Origin of the sequence: Pseudomonas sp. W17, assembly GCF_040268305.1 — a bacterium.
In the GTDB taxonomy this organism is placed as follows: domain Bacteria; phylum Pseudomonadota; class Gammaproteobacteria; order Pseudomonadales; family Pseudomonadaceae; genus Aquipseudomonas; species Aquipseudomonas protegens.
This window is the reverse complement of record NZ_CP158490.1, coordinates 3,029,771-3,043,214: the sequence shown is the minus strand read 5'-3', so window position 1 is coordinate 3,043,214 and position 13,444 is coordinate 3,029,771. Positions and strand designations below refer to the sequence as shown.

General features: G+C 59.7%; 16 protein-coding genes and 4 pseudogenes. 11 read left to right on the top strand and 9 right to left on the bottom strand.

Annotated elements, in window-relative coordinates:
* Positions 1–294: 294 nt before the first annotated feature.
* From ABCR88_RS14230 to ABCR88_RS14210, 5 genes and pseudogenes are all read right to left on the bottom strand, one after another.
* Positions 295–414, bottom strand: a pseudogene (locus ABCR88_RS14230) (DUF2274 domain-containing protein); the annotation flags it as partial.
* Positions 411–818, bottom strand: a pseudogene (locus tag ABCR88_RS14225) (TrbI/VirB10 family protein); the annotation flags it as partial. The pseudogenes ABCR88_RS14230 and ABCR88_RS14225, both read right to left, overlap by 4 nt.
* 1 nt (position 819) lies before the next feature.
* Positions 820–1,275: pseudogene (locus tag ABCR88_RS14220) on the bottom strand (LysR family transcriptional regulator); the annotation flags it as partial.
* Between the two features lie 7 nt (positions 1,276–1,282).
* Positions 1,283–2,464, bottom strand: coding sequence for an MFS transporter (locus ABCR88_RS14215; RefSeq protein WP_350404746.1), 1,182 nt, complete (start codon positions 2,462–2,464; stop codon positions 1,283–1,285).
* A gap of 15 nt (positions 2,465–2,479) precedes the next feature.
* Positions 2,480–3,184, bottom strand: a complete 705-nt coding sequence (locus tag ABCR88_RS14210) for a type 1 glutamine amidotransferase domain-containing protein (protein ID WP_236188263.1) — start codon at positions 3,182–3,184, stop codon at positions 2,480–2,482.
* 154 nt (positions 3,185–3,338) lie between these two features.
* Here ABCR88_RS14210 and ABCR88_RS14205 point away from each other — a divergent pair, with 154 nt between their 5' ends.
* On the top strand, positions 3,339–4,247 hold the full coding sequence (locus ABCR88_RS14205) for a LysR family transcriptional regulator (RefSeq protein WP_236188265.1): 909 nt from the start codon (positions 3,339–3,341) through the stop codon (positions 4,245–4,247).
* Positions 4,248–4,292: 45 nt separating this feature from the next.
* Here the strand turns inward: ABCR88_RS14205 and ABCR88_RS14200 are convergent, their stop codons facing one another.
* From ABCR88_RS14200 to ABCR88_RS14190, 3 genes are read right to left on the bottom strand one after another with little or no spacing between them, the layout of a single operon-like run.
* Positions 4,293–5,132: an MBL fold metallo-hydrolase gene (locus ABCR88_RS14200; RefSeq protein ID WP_236188266.1), complete on the bottom strand. Its 840-nt coding sequence runs from the start codon at positions 5,130–5,132 to the stop codon at positions 4,293–4,295.
* Between the two features lie 21 nt (positions 5,133–5,153).
* Positions 5,154–5,480, bottom strand: a complete 327-nt coding sequence (locus ABCR88_RS14195; protein WP_236188267.1) for a hypothetical protein — start codon at positions 5,478–5,480, stop codon at positions 5,154–5,156.
* The gene (locus ABCR88_RS14190; protein ID WP_236188268.1) at positions 5,473–6,030 is read right to left on the bottom strand and encodes a sugar ABC transporter; all 558 of its coding nucleotides are present in this window, start codon (positions 6,028–6,030) and stop codon (positions 5,473–5,475) included. The genes ABCR88_RS14195 and ABCR88_RS14190 overlap by 8 nt, the downstream gene beginning before the upstream one ends.
* A 98-nt stretch (positions 6,031–6,128) precedes the next feature.
* Between ABCR88_RS14190 and ABCR88_RS14185 the strand changes: the two genes are divergently transcribed.
* Entirely contained in the window at positions 6,129–7,091 is a 963-nt protein-coding gene (locus tag ABCR88_RS14185) for a LysR substrate-binding domain-containing protein (RefSeq protein WP_236184566.1), read from the top strand.
* On the opposite strand, the pseudogene ABCR88_RS14180 reads toward ABCR88_RS14185, so the two are convergent.
* Positions 7,081–7,346, bottom strand: a pseudogene (locus ABCR88_RS14180) (DUF3363 domain-containing protein); the annotation flags it as partial. The gene ABCR88_RS14185 and the pseudogene ABCR88_RS14180 overlap by 11 nt on opposite strands.
* 709 nt (positions 7,347–8,055) lie before the next feature.
* Between ABCR88_RS14180 and ABCR88_RS14175 the strand changes: the two are divergent.
* The 9 genes from ABCR88_RS14175 to ABCR88_RS14135 all read left to right on the top strand — a co-directional run bounded on the left by ABCR88_RS14175 (position 8,056) and on the right by ABCR88_RS14135 (position 13,444).
* Complete coding sequence (locus tag ABCR88_RS14175) at positions 8,056–8,637, top strand: STY4534 family ICE replication protein (protein ID WP_305415657.1); 582 nt, start codon at positions 8,056–8,058, stop codon at positions 8,635–8,637.
* Positions 8,638–8,707: 70 nt separating this feature from the next.
* Positions 8,708–8,965, top strand: coding sequence for a hypothetical protein (locus ABCR88_RS14170; protein WP_236188270.1), 258 nt, complete (start codon positions 8,708–8,710; stop codon positions 8,963–8,965).
* A gap of 97 nt (positions 8,966–9,062) precedes the next feature.
* Entirely contained in the window at positions 9,063–9,557 is a 495-nt protein-coding gene (gene radC, locus ABCR88_RS14165) for a DNA repair protein RadC (protein ID WP_236188277.1), read from the top strand.
* A 52-nt stretch (positions 9,558–9,609) separates the two neighbouring features.
* Complete coding sequence (locus ABCR88_RS14160) at positions 9,610–10,374, top strand: ABC transporter substrate-binding protein (protein ID WP_236188278.1); 765 nt, start codon at positions 9,610–9,612, stop codon at positions 10,372–10,374.
* Positions 10,375–10,462: 88 nt separating this feature from the next.
* Positions 10,463–11,005 carry a PilL N-terminal domain-containing protein gene (locus ABCR88_RS14155; protein WP_236184576.1) on the top strand — a complete coding sequence of 181 codons (543 nt, stop codon included), beginning with the start codon at positions 10,463–10,465 and terminating at the stop codon, positions 11,003–11,005.
* Positions 11,002–11,673, top strand: coding sequence for a tropomyosin (locus tag ABCR88_RS14150; RefSeq protein WP_236184578.1), 672 nt, complete (start codon positions 11,002–11,004; stop codon positions 11,671–11,673). Before ABCR88_RS14155 ends, ABCR88_RS14150 begins: the two co-directional genes overlap by 4 nt.
* A 9-nt stretch (positions 11,674–11,682) precedes the next feature.
* Positions 11,683–12,402 (top strand): TIGR03759 family integrating conjugative element protein, encoded by a 720-nt coding sequence (locus ABCR88_RS14145; protein WP_236188279.1) that lies wholly within the window; start codon positions 11,683–11,685, stop codon positions 12,400–12,402.
* A complete protein-coding gene (locus ABCR88_RS14140; protein ID WP_236188280.1) occupies positions 12,384–12,932 on the top strand; it encodes a lytic transglycosylase in 549 nt (182 codons plus the stop codon). Before ABCR88_RS14145 ends, ABCR88_RS14140 begins: the two co-directional genes overlap by 19 nt.
* Complete coding sequence (locus ABCR88_RS14135) at positions 12,929–13,444, top strand: integrating conjugative element protein (protein WP_236188281.1); 516 nt, start codon at positions 12,929–12,931, stop codon at positions 13,442–13,444. Before ABCR88_RS14140 ends, ABCR88_RS14135 begins: the two co-directional genes overlap by 4 nt.

The following is a 13,444-nucleotide window of genomic DNA, read 5'->3' as shown; positions in this document are numbered from 1 at the left end:
TCGCATCAGAAGCCTATACAGGGCAACGGTTAGACCGGATTGAGGTTTTTTTCAGGACTTCCAACTCTATGGCCTAGGAGTCCATAAGAGCATCGCGGCAGCAAGCCTCATCACGCCATGGCGAGCGATAAGGCAACCGTTCAAGGATTATCTCATCCTCTCCTTGCCGCAGAAATTAAACGCGCAGCCCTTGAGCCGCGCGTTCGCCATGCGGTGACCGATAGTAGTAACAGGCTTCGTCAGCGCGGTTTCGGAGCTGGCCACCGTGGCATCGACCGCTTCGCCGTAGGTCTACGCGTGCAGCGCGGCATAGCGGTCGAGGTCGGCCTTGAGCGTGACCGGACATCCGAACGTAAGCTTGATGTTCTCGGTTTTCGGCAATGGCCCCAGCCGCAGCTTCTTGGGCGTGCTCATTGTGAAGTCACACGGTAGAAGAACAACGGCTGATACGGTCGAATCACCAGATCCCGATTGACGATGATGCTTACCGGCAGGCCGGACCGCTCGGTCAGCGTCGGCTGGATGTTGAGGTTGCGGCGTGCGAACTCCTGGCCAACCTGATTGGCCGTGTCCTGCGCGCTATCCCAGAACGCGATGACGGTATTGCCATTGACATTGCCTTGTTTCGAGACTGCCAGCTCGGAGCCTACGCCCAATATGGTGGACAGCGCGGCACCCGCTAGGATGCGTCCCCAGTGCCAATCGACGCCATCCTCCAGGCCGGCATAGCCGGCCGGATCGGAACCGGCTAGTTTGTCCCGCGTGAGTGAAGACGTGTCCGGCAGGATGATGCGGTTCCACACGACCTGCACGCGGCTTGCCGACTTCATCGGCACGTGCAAAGCCCGCATCGTACAGGTCGCCGTGCAGCCCTTTGATCTGCTGCGACAGCGGCACCTCGAAGAAGCGGATTTCGACCTCGGGTTCTTCCTGCCGACAAAGCGCCAGCAAAGCCGGAAGTCGCGAGGGCGTGATGCCGTCGGACAGGGCAATGCGCGATCGACTATGGAAGCCGTTGGCTGAGGCCTTCACGCTGTCACTGGCTTGCTGCAAGACAGAGAAGACACGCGGCACATGCTCAATAAAAAGCTTGCCCGCACGCGTCAGGCGTGTGCTGCGTGTTGTGCGTGCGAACAGCACCACGCCCAGTTCTTCTTAGAGCTCTTTGATGGCCCGAGACAGCGGCGATTGCTCAATGTGCAGTTGCTCCGCCGCACGGGCGAAGTGGAATTCTTCGGCTCCGGCCAGGAAGCAGCGAAGATGCCGAAGATCCATCGTTCACCTATCTATGAGTTCTTGCGCCCAGGAACGTGGGACGCCGCATCTGCCAGAGCATCCAGACGATCCCCAGGCCCACGGCAACCGCACCGACCCAGGCCGTGCTGGTCAGACCCATCGCTTCCAGGCTGGCCCCGCCTAGCAGCGAACCCAACGCGATGCCGCCATTGAAGCCGGCGATGTTCAGCCCAGCCGCCACCGCTGGCGCCTGCGGCGCGTGGATGTGCGACAACCCGATCACCCGCGCCTGCAAGGCTGGCACCGCCGCATAGGTCAGCGCACCCAGCAGGCCCGTCAGCAACACCATCAACGGCAACGATGGTGCCGATTCCCATATCGCCAACAGCACGACGGCCAGGCCGACGAGCACAGTCATCACCGCAAAGTCGGCACCCTTGCGGTCGGTGAGCCGCCCGCCCCACACATTGCCAATGGCGGCCATCACGCCGTAGCCCAGCATCAAAAGGCTCGCCATGCTTTCACTCACGTCCGTCACTTGCAGCAGGATCGGCGAAATGTAGGTGTAGAGCGCGAAAGATCCCGCATACGCCAACACGGTGATACCGGCTCCGGCCAGCAGACGCGGATTGAACATGGCTTTCAGGCCATCCATCGCATTGGCCTGCGCCGAGGCATCGTTGAGATCTGTCGGCATCAGGGCTAGCAGGCCGACGAATCCAATGGCACCACTTGCGGCCACTGCCATGAAGATGACCTGCCAGCTCAACACGCTGCCCAGGTAGGTGCCGAGCGGTACGCCCAGCGCCAGTGCCAGCGTCAGGCCGCCGAACACCACGGCCACCGCCGCACCGGCGCGATGTCGGCCCGCCAATTGGGTTGCCACGCTGGATGCTACGGCGAGAAATACCCCATGTCCCAGGCCGGAGGCGAAGCGGGCCACCAACATGGGTGTCAGTGCATCGGACAGACTGACTACAGCGTTGCCCAACGTGAACAGACCCATCGCCACCAGCAGCAGCCGCTTGCGCGGCCAGCGGGTTGCCAGCGCGGTCAGGCCTGGCGCACCAATCACCGCACCCAGCGCGTAGGCCGTAACCGCCGCGCCAACCTGGCTGACGCTGACATGCAGATCAGCGGAAATAGTGGACACCAGGCCGATGGTGACGAACTCGGTAAAGCCCAGGGCGAACGCGCAAAGCGCGAAGACGTAGATGACGAAAGGCATACGTGGATTCATGGTTCAGCCTCGCTTCTCGGCTATCACCGCTAATAGGGGCAGCATCGCTTCCGCGACGCCCTTGGCCGAGGCCGGGTTCTGCCCCGTCACCAGGCGCTCGCTCGCCACTACCTGCACCTGGAAATTCGCCGCAGGCACATGCCGGGCGCCACGCTCCTGCAAAGCATCGGCCAGCAGGAAGGGCACCGTGTCGTACAGGCCGACCGCACGCTCCTCCTCGTTGGTGAAGGCCGACACGTCCTTACCCGTTACCAGATAGCCGCCATCGGACAACTTGAGGTTTACCAGCCCGGCCGGCCCGTGGCACACCGCCGCGACCACGCCGCCACGCTCGTAGATGAACGCCGCAATGGCCGCCAGTTCGGCGTTGTCCGGGAAGTCCCACATCGTCGCGTGGCCGCCGGCGTAGAAGATCGCGGCGTAGGCATCGGGACCGACCTGCGTGGGTGCCATGGTGTTCTCGATGGCGCTTCTTAGCGTCGCATCGTTCCAGAACGCGACATTGATCGGATCGTCCAGATCGAGTCCATCGACGTGCGTCTTGCCGCCCTTGGGGCTGACGAAATCGACCGCATGACCGGCGTCTGCCAGCACCCGATGCGGATGCGTGACCTCGGACAGATAGAAACCGCTGGGCGCGGCATCGGCGGCGCCGGCCGGTCCCTTGCGGTCGTGGCTGGTCAGGACGAAAAGAACACGTTGGGTCATCAGAAGCTCCTGCAAGCGAATCGAGCACACCGCCGGACACCTCCAACGGAGGCATGCGCGTTGCAATGTGGGAAGTTGGGATCCTCATTCTGGTGAATTCGGTATATCCTTTAAACGACCAAAATCTACAAACACTTTCCCCGGAACGACCCAAATGGCCCTGCGCAATCTTGATGACCTAGCGGTGTTCGTGCATGTTGTGGAGCGCCATAGCTTTTCCGCCGCCGCACGCGACCTGCACCTCGCGCCTAAGACGGTCAGCAAGCAGATCGCCCGGCTGGAACAGGCGTTGGGCACCACACTGTTCGAGCGCAACACCCGTAACTTGCGCATCACCAGCGAAGGCCGCGCCATCGCCGAGCGCGCACGGGTTGCCTTGGCGGTGCTGGAAGAAGTGCAAGAACTGGCGACTGGCGGCAGCCAGGAACTGAGCGGCACCATCCGCTTGACCGCGCCCACGCCGTTCGGGCGCAAGTTCGTGGCCCCGGCTATCCACGATTTCTGCCGCCTGCATCCCAGGGTCGGTTTCGACCTGCGCCTGTCCGATCAAGTGCAGGATCTGTATAGCGGCGACCTCGACCTGGCGATCCGCATGGGCGAGTTGGCCGATTCGCGTTTGGTGGCGCGGCGTGTGGCCGACAACCGGCGCATCCTGGCGGCGTCTCCCGCCTATCTGAAAGCGCATGGCAGTCCCGCGCAGCCGGAAGAACTGGAACGGCACAACTGCCTGGTGTTCGCCTATCCGGGCCTGCTGCAAAGCACCTGGCCGCTGCGCAAGGGCCACCGGGAGAAGCCTGTCGCGGTCAGCGGTACGCTGTGCAGCGACAACGGCGACGTGCTACATGCGTGGTGCCTGGCCGGGTTGGGTATCTCGCTGCGCGAGACCTGGGATATTCACGAGGAACTGCGCGACGGGAGGCTGGTGCGCGTGTTGCCCGAATGGGAAGCCACGCCCTCGAAGATCAGCATCGTGCGGGCACGGCGCGAACCCGTGCCGCGCCGGCTGACGGCGTTCAGCGATTTTCTGTTCGACCGCTGGCAGGAGGCGCCGTGGGATCAATGAGCTCATTCGCCGTAGCCGACGCATCGTAGGCATCTCGAACAGCCGCTAAGTTTCGTAGGAAATTTTGTAGTTCTTGCCTAGCCGCTCGACATGTGCAAATCCGAGTTCGCCAAGGTGCATACCAGCGATAAGAATCTTATCCGAGCTAACAACATTCAATAGTTTGGATCGTGTTTCGGCGGAAAGAAGCGGATCTTGGTCGAACGCAATGGATACGTCGGGACGAGCAATCTGGATTTGGGGGAAGTGAACGATATCCCCCCAAACCAGCAGACTACGACCATTGGAATCGAGACGATAACCGGAATGTCCTGCGGTATGCCCCAGAAGGGGCATCGCACTAATGCCAGGGAGAACTTCGCTATCAGTAAACAGGCGCGTCTTCTCCCGATACTGATCGAACACCTTCCGAGCAAACAGAAAGTTGCCACGAGCACGCTCACTCGCTCGACTGAGATTGCCATCGTCCTCCCAGAAAGAAACCTCACGCTGGTGGACGACTAGCTCTGCATCGGGAAAGGCTGCTTCCCCTGAAGAGTCAAGCAGCCCCCCAACATGGTCGGGATGTGCATGGGTCAGAAGAATGGTGTCAATGTCAGCGGGTTGCACGCCAGCAAGCACGAGATTCGCCTTTAGCTTGCCGCCCCACTGCTTGAAACCACCAGCCCCCGCATCGATGAGGATCGTGCGGCCCATTCCACGCACCAGGTAACAGTTGATGTGGATCGAGGATGGATCGCTCACGCCTGCGTCCTGCTGCAATTTGGACGCCTCCGTAGGATCGATATTGGAGAGAAGATCTAGACTTGCGCAAAGGTATCCGTCACTGATGGCCGTAATAGTAAACTCGCCGATCTGCTGGCCCGGAAATTTCACGTGGTTCATTGCGGCACTCCTTGCGGATCATCAGTTCCGCGCGTAGATGGTATCGGCTGGATAGCCAAAGCAACGGATGCGCGCCGTTAGCCCCGCATGGCGTTTTATTGCCTCATCCAGTCGCGCCATGAAATCGTCCATGACCGATGGCGTTCTAAACGGTTCGAGGCGGTACTTGATTTGCGCGTAAGCAGGATGCCCGCGCCCGTGGCGGGCAGCGACATAGATGACATGCACGTTGTCCAACGCAGCCCGGAGGCCGTCCGTGCAAAGTCGAGTGCATTCTTCAGTGAGTTCCGACAGATACGCTTCGGGCGGCATCTTTTCCGCCTGGATGAAGATCGTCAGGTTAGGCATGGTTGTCCGCCTGGGTCTGCGGCACTGTGCCATCGTGACTCGTCAATTGCGCGGTCATCGGGGTATAGAGATGCACGCCCTTGGGAAGCGCATCCAAGCCGAGACTGGTGGAGCTACCCAGCTTCGCCAGCCACCTGTTTTCAGGACACTTCTCCAATGCCACGGCCCACATCTGCTCAGGCGTGAGCCCCATCTCGATGAACGGCTCGGGACCGACTGCGCTCACGATCAGATGCTCCCCTTCACCGATGGCAGGCGCACGCTCAAGGCCGCCGTAAAGATTGCGGTGCCAATCGGTGATGTGCTGCTGCCAGCGTGCGAAGTTGCCCCCGCCCTTTTGGCGATATTCATCGCCCTCAAGCACAGCCAGACTGTCGATCGAGTGCATGGCCAGGTACACAGGGCAACCAGCGCTAAACGCCTTGAAGCGCTGCGAAGTATGGAACCCGCTCACGGAAATAAGCGCGGGTAGCTTTTCCAAGGTATAAAAATCATTCCACTCTGCTTCGCTGGCTGGGTCGGCAAAGCTGCACTCGACGGTGTAGATCATGGATCACTCGCTACCGGACTTCTTGTGCGTCCGGCCCTCTTTGTTGATGTCTCGTCATGGTATGACCTTGATCTCAGCGCATAAAACGATTATTCGGTATGCTTCAGTTACAAAAGATCAAGCTAAGCTGGATCGCCATCTTCAGAACGGGAACGCTCATGCGAAGGAAGATCCCCAGCAGCACGGCACTGACAGCATTTGAAGCCGCCGCCCGCCACGGCAGTTTCGCGCGCGCAGCAGAGGAACTGTCTTTGACTGAAGGAGCTATCAGTCGCCAGATTGGCCGGTTGGAAGCCTTTCTCGGGGTCACGCTGTTCGAGCGGGTCGGCAATCGGGTCCGACTCCTTCCTAACGGAGAGCGTTACGCTGTCCAAGTTCGCGAATCGCTTGACCGCTTGGATCGGGACAGTCAGTACTTAATGGGGCAGCCGAACGATGGCGCAAGCCTGGACATTGCCACTATCCCGACGTTCGCGATGCGATGGCTCATTCCTCGCTTGGGACGATTCCAGCAGAAGCATCCGAACATTACTGTGCATTTGGCCGAGCGCATGGAACCCTTCGTCCTGGCCGGGAGCGGATTTGATGCTGCCATCCATTTCGAGCACCCGGCGTGGGCGGGCATGCGGACATCCCCCTTGTTGCATGAAGTGCTGGTTCCGGTTTGCCATCCCGGACTTCTGACAGGACGCAATCGAACAGCCGCGCTGGACGAATTACCGCGCCTGCACCGACGACAGAACCCTGAAGCTTGGCAACACTACTCCGAGGAGACGGGAACTCCGCTGACCAATCCTGCAATTGGCGCACGCTTTGATCTCCATGGAATGTTGATAGAAGCCGCATTGGCCGGCCTCGGCGTTGCGCTAGTACCCCGCCTGTACGTTGAAACCGAACTTGCGTCAGGAAGCCTGGTCGCCCCGTGGCCGGAGGGAAAAACCATCTCCAAAACCTTCTGCCTCATCCTCCCTGAGCCCATCGGATTGGGCAGAAAGCCAATACAAGCTTTTGCTCAATGGTTGCTCGACGAAGCGAAGAAGGGGGCAGCGGTTAAATCGTAGGATATGTCTTTCCTCCATTGTTATCAGAAAGAGGCGCTACGTTGCGCCTGATCTCCCACGACACATCACCGCCGCGGCCATCTGCTACCCAAGCTTCTTCTCTGTCGCTGGCTGCCAAGGCACCAGACTAAATCCCATGCGTCATCCAGCATCGCGTAGCGCCCGCTGGTGAGCATGACGGAACGCCGGTAGATGCCGGCCACGCGCTGCTCGTCTGTGACGGGGGCGATGCTCCACGCCAGTGTCGGCGGTTAACCGCCAACGGCGACCCAAAGCCGATTCGGTCCGGGCAGCTCGGTTGAACTCTTAGAGTTCGGAGCCGTCTCGTCTGCGGAATTTCATTTCTCTCTTGTGCTCGACCTGATCACGGTGGCGGGTGCGTGCCAGTAGTTTCCGACCCAGGCCACGACAAGGGTAGGTTGGCGAATCATTGCGCAGTCAAACCAAGTTTTGCGAGGAGCTCGTCGACTGCGTAAGACCGCCAAAGGTGGCTTTTCTGTTCCTCGCCTGGCACCCCGCCAGGCCCACTCTTCACTTTCTTCAATCCAGTGACTGCCATTGTATTCCGGCCATAAAAAATCGGGTGGCAGCGTCTTGACGCTCCCCTATGACAAGCTTATACAAAGGGCGTGGTTCGCTGTCGTTGACAGCCCAGCCCAGGTAGCCAAAACCTTCAAGGCTACGCCACGTTCGTGGTGGCTTACCCAAGTGCGATCAGCGTTCGGAAGCTCGCGCGGTTACCGCTTCAGCGGTAATGAATGCCCACTACCTCATGCCTGCGAATCACCACCGCAGACGTTTCTCTGCTGCACCGCTATTCCCCCAGACGCATCGTTCTGATCGTCATCGGCTTGCCGGTGGCGAGTCGTTCATTGCTCGACTTCACCTTACCTACCCTGACGGGGACTCACTTCCCCGTCAGGGACTGTGCGTCACCGTTTTCCATTGAAACAGGAGAACCACCATGGCCCACGCCAACCATTCCCAAGAAGCGACCACCTACTTCAACCTGCACACCGTCGGTATCGGCTACCTCAACCGTGTTCGTGAAGTACAAGTCCGCCGCGGCCAGCCATTCATGGCCTGCGATATCGCCGCCCTGCACGGTGCCACCGATGCCGTGGAGTACACCCGCTTCGACTGCAAAGTCGCTGGGGGCGAAGCTGAACGCTTGATTCGTCTCTTTATGGACGCCGTCAACACCGAGAAAAAGGTCTTGCTGTCGTTCCGTATCGGCGACCTGTGGATCGATCCGTTTCTCTACGAGAAAGGCGAAAAAAAAGGCCAACCGGGCGCCAGCCTGAAAGGTCGTCTGCTGTTCATCGACTGGATCAAGGTCAACGGCACGTTCGAATACAAAGCGCCCGCCAGGCAGGAAGCAACAGCACCTGCTGAGCAAGCGCCGATCAATGAACCCTCTCCAACGTCGGTTGATGCCGAAGCTGAGGAAACCGAAAACCCAACAGAGGCTCGGGTTGAACCTGAATCTCTACCCGCTCCACGCATGGCCCACCGTGATGCCACCCATACCGTTCAGTCCGCCTGAACAATCCACGATGTTCCTCATCAAGGCGCTCTGTCGAGCGCCTTTTCTTCAATCAGCACAGGAGAACCTTATGGAATCCTTCTGGCTTTGCGACGAGTGCCTGTTCGCTGCGGCTTACGAGGACTACAGCACGTTGTCGCTCTACTACACGGCGAATGAAATCGAAAAACGCATCGCCGACATCCATCGTGGACTGGTTCGGTTAATGCCCATCAGTGCCGACTTCAATCCCGAAGCCGGCTGGGGAATGAGAGCCTTTTCCCCATTACCCTGCGACGGCTGCGGTTCACACCTACACGGTCAACGCCACCGATTCACTCGGCTGTAAACAGCGCGCCATCGACTAATGCTCGCGACTCTATTTCCACCTCGGGGACACCACTCCTCTCGGGCGTGTACCCCTGATTGTTCCCTTTGGAGGCACCATGAGCACTCAACTCACACTGATTGAAACCTCGGATTTCGAGGCTAATCGTATCGTCCAAGAAAACCAGCTGATCGACGAAGCGCTGCGTATTCTGGATCGTCGGTTGTTCGCCCGAGGCCCTAATCTGACGTCACCTGACGCCGTGACCTCATACCTAAAACTGCATCTTGCACAACAAGAGCATGAAGTCTTCGGTGTGATTTTTCTCGATGCCAAGCACCGCGTGTTGGCGTTCGAAGTGCTCTTTCACGGCAGCATTGATGGCGCCAGCGTTTACCCCCGCCAAGTCGTTAAGCGCTCCCTCGCGAATAACGCTGCGGCCGCCATTTTTGTTCACAACCACCCCTCAGGGTGTACCGAACCCAGCCAGGCGGATCGCGTCTTGACCGCACGGTTGAAAGAGGCCTTGGCCTTGATCGAAGTGCGCGTACTGGATCACTTCATCGTGGGTGAAGGTCGTCCTCTCTCTCTTGCCGAACATGGCTGGCTTTAACCCTCACAGGCGTCTTCGGGCGCCTTGTTCATTTTCATTCTGGAGAACCTTCATGAACCCCACACACCAAGCTGCAGCCCTGCTGACGGCCTCAAACCCATTTGCTCGCGGTTACGAAAACCTTCATATCGAACGGCTGCTACTGATCACCTACAAAGACGACTGCCCTCCCTGCTTTCGACCCGTGCACGACGCACAAGCCCATCTGCCCGACGACGAACTGCAACTGTTCCCCTGCCTGTTCAATGACGATTTCGCCGTTATCAGCGAAGGCCAATCCATTCCGGATGATTTGGATGAACGCTGTCAGTCCAGCGGGCTGGTACGCCAAGTGATCTACGCCGTGATGGGCGAAGTGCTCAACGAGCGGCATCACCTCGGTGACCTGTACTACCTGGAAGAGGCACAAGCCATGGTCCATCGCTTGAGCTTCGAAACGGGACACTACAGTCGAGCCTGGGAAATCAGTACCGCGCACCTTCCCGAAGAATCGATGCTTTATCTGGAGGAGTGGGTCAGTAACTTCGCTCTGCGGCAAACCGGCCTCTTGTTCGAGCTTTTTACGCTGCCAGATTGCTGCGGTATCGGTTGCAAACTGATCGGCACGCCATGGACGGACGAGAACTTGCTGAACATTGAGGGCAATCGTTATTCGAGCTTGAGACAAGAACAACTCGACGCAGGCACACCGGAAGCCTTGGTCAACGTACTGTATCTGGCGGCATTGGCGGATGTGCGATTGTTGATCTTCGACCCCGACGCTGCCGTCTTGGATGGGCTCGCCATTTTTGATGAATGGCAACGCGTTCAGCGTTAACACGACCCACCATGAATCAACTTTCTCACTGAATCGCTCCTTCACCTCATGTCAGGTTCTGCACTGAATCTGACATGAGGTTTTTTCCATGGAGCGTTTTTTCACGCCTGTCTGCCTGCTGGGTTTGTTGAGCGCCTGCACCGCGCAAATCCCCAACCCTTTGCCGACCCATCCAGAGATCGACAGTGGCTCCAATCGGGCCCAGCACTCGAGGGGCATAGCCGAAGAAAGCCATCCGGCAGAGCTTCGTTATGGCCGCTACACGCTGGTCAGCACCGAGCCCACCACGGAACAACGCGATCTTCTTGCCCAAATCATTGACGTGAGCATCCCGTCCAGCCTGAACCCTTCAGTGCAGGATGCATTGCTGTACGTATTGCAGCGCTCGGGCTATGCGCTCTGCCCCGTTACCGCGTCGGTGAGGGTGCTGTTTACTCGGCCCCTGCCCGCGGCCCATTACCGGCTCGGCCCGATCTCTTTGCGCCGCGCGCTGCAGGTGCTCGCTGGCCCCGCCTGGCAACTCACGACCGACGAAGTCAGCCGTTCAGTCTGCTTCGAACAGCAGAAAACGGAGGCTGGCGTCGCGCTGATCACACCCGTCTTGCCCCATCTGTTGGAGGCACGCCCATGAGAGCCTCGACGTTTCAAACCCTCATCATTGGGCTGCTTTGCTTGGCGGTCGCCGGCCTGAGCGGTGGTTTGTATAACCAGTATCAACGCGTGGCCGAACTGCAGAGCACGAACACCCAACACCTACAAACCCTGGACACCCTGCAACATGATTCAAGCGCCCTCCAGGACGCCCAGGAGAAGCTGCAGTACGCGCTGAAAGACCTGAAGCAGATGGTCGATACTGGTGAGCAACAGGCCAATACCCTCGATCCGATGTTGGATCAGTGGGCGCAAGAGATACAGGAACTGCGCGATGGTCTCGCAGCCCGCGCCACCCAGGCAGACCTGACAGCGCTGCGCGCACGCCTTGAACAGGTCGAGCAGCAGCTCCTGGACCTCAGGACAAAGCCATTCCCTCCACCGCCGACGCCTTCTGCGACCAAACCGAAAAAGACCGCTCGCCCCAAACCCACCCCGCTCTCGCCACCGTTTTCAATATTGAGTGTCGAGTCCCGCGGTGGTGAGCGCTTTCTGGCGGTCGCACCTCATGACAGCCGCTCGCTCACGGATGTCCGGCTGCTACATAGCGGTGAGCAGCAAGGGGCTTGGCGCCTGAAAATACTGGAGCCGAACTCAGCCATCTTCGCGGTGGCCGCTCAGCCAGACCAGACCGTGCACCTCCCTTGAGAAGCGATCATGAACAGAGCGCCACTACTCCCCGTCGTCTGTCTGATTTCGTTACTGATCACGAGTGCTGCGATGGGTAACCCCATCACGGCACAGTCACAGATCCAGGACACGCAGTCCGCTCCGCTGGGACGATCTCACTCTGAACAGGCTGCGAGCTGGGGTCTGACGGAGCAGGAGTGGACGCGCTTCGAACAGATCCAAGCCGGCCCACGCGGTTTCTGGAGCCCGAACCTCGATCCGTTGACCGCACTCGGGGTCGAGGCCCAGACCGACCAAGAGCGCCAGCACTATGCCGAATTACAGGTAGCGCTGGAAGCCAAACGCGCCGAGCGCGAGTTGGCCTACCAAAACGCTTACACTGCAGCCTGGGCCAAGCTGTTTCCCGGGCTGCTGCCGATCCAGGGCATGGCCTCCCCGCCCCCTGCCAGCTCATCGGTCGTGCCGCGCCAGGCCCTGTTTGTGGAGGACCACTGCCCAGCGTGCACCGACGAAGCGCAGCGTCTGCAAATCAGCGACACGGCGTTCGATATCTACCTGGTGGGCAGCCAAGGCCAGGATGAACGCGTCCGTAGCTGGGCTCGGCAAGCCGACATCGATCCGGTCAAGGTCCAACGCCAGCAGATCACCTTGAACCATGACCGTGGTCGCTGGTTCAGCCTGGGTGCCCCGGGGCCGTTGCCCGCCACGTTCCAACAGGTGAATGGACAATGGCAACGCTTCGACTGAGTGGTATTTCGCTCATGCTGACGATGCTCGCCGTCCAGGCTGACGAACTTCCGCCTCCTGCCTACCAACTGGCAGCGCATGACGCCGACATCCCTTCTACGGTGCTGTTCGCGATTGCCCTGCAGGAGAGTGGTGCCCGCGTCCGTGGTCGACTGCTGCCCTGGCCTTGGACCCTGAACATCGCCGGAACACCCTACCGCTTCGCCACTCGCCAGACCGCCTGTCACGCCTTGCTTCAGGCACTCGCCCGACATGACGCCAAGCGGGTCGATGCCGGTCTCGGGCAAACCAACCTGGGTTACCACGGCCAACGTTTTTCCAGCCCTTGCGAAGCCCTTGATCCCTACCGAAATCTCGCCGTGACCGCCGCGCTGCTGCAGGAGCATCACGCTGCCACCGGTGATTGGGTCTTAGCTGCCGGGCGCTATCACCGTCCGGCAGGCGGAACGCCGGCAGCACGCTACCGTGCTGGCTTTTCCCAGAGACTCGAACAGTTGCTGACTTCCTTTGAACAGGGCACACCACCATGAAGCGAATCCCCATTGTCTGTTATTGCATCCTGCTCTTGGCACCTTTTGCCCAGCCGGAACTGACCGTTGCCGCGGATCAGCCTAGCGACTTCACCCGCCCCCCTTTTCAAGTTGCCAGGCCGTCAATAAACAACAAGATCCACCCTGATCGGGCCATGCCTGCGGACCTGTCCACGTTTGCCGATGAAGCCTGGATACTGCCCATCCGCAGCTCCCACTTGAGCCCAGGCCAGATCACGCCTCGCGCCCTGAACATGCCGGGCTTACGGCCTTTCTTCCTGATCGGTGAGGATCCCCAATCACTGGCTTGGTTGCGTCAACGCGCGGCTGAACTGCAGGAAATGGGCGCGGCTGGCCTCGCCGTGGAAGTGGCCGATACTGAAGCCCTGGGCCGGATTCGAGCAGCCGCTCCGGGCATCACCATCCTGCCGGTCAACGGCAACGACATCGCCACCCGCCTGCAGATTGAGCACTACCCCGTCTTGATCACTGCCACCTCACTGGAACAGTGA

What these genes read in the sequence shown, in the direction of transcription:
- ABCR88_RS14160 (WP_236188278.1), top strand. Translation starts at nt 9,610, where the DNA reads ATGAACCCCACACACCAAGCTGCAGCCCTGCTGACGGCCTCAAACCCA.
- ABCR88_RS14150 (WP_236184578.1), top strand. Translation starts at nt 11,002, where the DNA reads ATGAGAGCCTCGACGTTTCAAACCCTCATCATTGGGCTGCTTTGCTTG.
- ABCR88_RS14185 (WP_236184566.1), top strand. Translation starts at nt 6,129, where the DNA reads ATGCTTCAGTTACAAAAGATCAAGCTAAGCTGGATCGCCATCTTCAGA.
- ABCR88_RS14190 (WP_236188268.1), bottom strand. Translation starts at nt 6,030, where the DNA reads ATGATCTACACCGTCGAGTGCAGCTTTGCCGACCCAGCCAGCGAAGCA.
- ABCR88_RS14175 (WP_305415657.1), top strand. Translation starts at nt 8,056, where the DNA reads ATGGCCCACGCCAACCATTCCCAAGAAGCGACCACCTACTTCAACCTG.
- ABCR88_RS14135 (WP_236188281.1), top strand. Translation starts at nt 12,929, where the DNA reads ATGAAGCGAATCCCCATTGTCTGTTATTGCATCCTGCTCTTGGCACCT.
- ABCR88_RS14200 (WP_236188266.1), bottom strand. Translation starts at nt 5,132, where the DNA reads ATGAACCACGTGAAATTTCCGGGCCAGCAGATCGGCGAGTTTACTATT.
- ABCR88_RS14170 (WP_236188270.1), top strand. Translation starts at nt 8,708, where the DNA reads ATGGAATCCTTCTGGCTTTGCGACGAGTGCCTGTTCGCTGCGGCTTAC.
- radC (WP_236188277.1), top strand. Translation starts at nt 9,063, where the DNA reads ATGAGCACTCAACTCACACTGATTGAAACCTCGGATTTCGAGGCTAAT.
- ABCR88_RS14215 (WP_350404746.1), bottom strand. Translation starts at nt 2,464, where the DNA reads ATGCCTTTCGTCATCTACGTCTTCGCGCTTTGCGCGTTCGCCCTGGGC.
- ABCR88_RS14145 (WP_236188279.1), top strand. Translation starts at nt 11,683, where the DNA reads ATGAACAGAGCGCCACTACTCCCCGTCGTCTGTCTGATTTCGTTACTG.
- ABCR88_RS14195 (WP_236188267.1), bottom strand. Translation starts at nt 5,480, where the DNA reads ATGCCTAACCTGACGATCTTCATCCAGGCGGAAAAGATGCCGCCCGAA.
- ABCR88_RS14205 (WP_236188265.1), top strand. Translation starts at nt 3,339, where the DNA reads ATGGCCCTGCGCAATCTTGATGACCTAGCGGTGTTCGTGCATGTTGTG.
- ABCR88_RS14210 (WP_236188263.1), bottom strand. Translation starts at nt 3,184, where the DNA reads ATGACCCAACGTGTTCTTTTCGTCCTGACCAGCCACGACCGCAAGGGA.
- ABCR88_RS14155 (WP_236184576.1), top strand. Translation starts at nt 10,463, where the DNA reads ATGGAGCGTTTTTTCACGCCTGTCTGCCTGCTGGGTTTGTTGAGCGCC.
- ABCR88_RS14140 (WP_236188280.1), top strand. Translation starts at nt 12,384, where the DNA reads ATGGCAACGCTTCGACTGAGTGGTATTTCGCTCATGCTGACGATGCTC.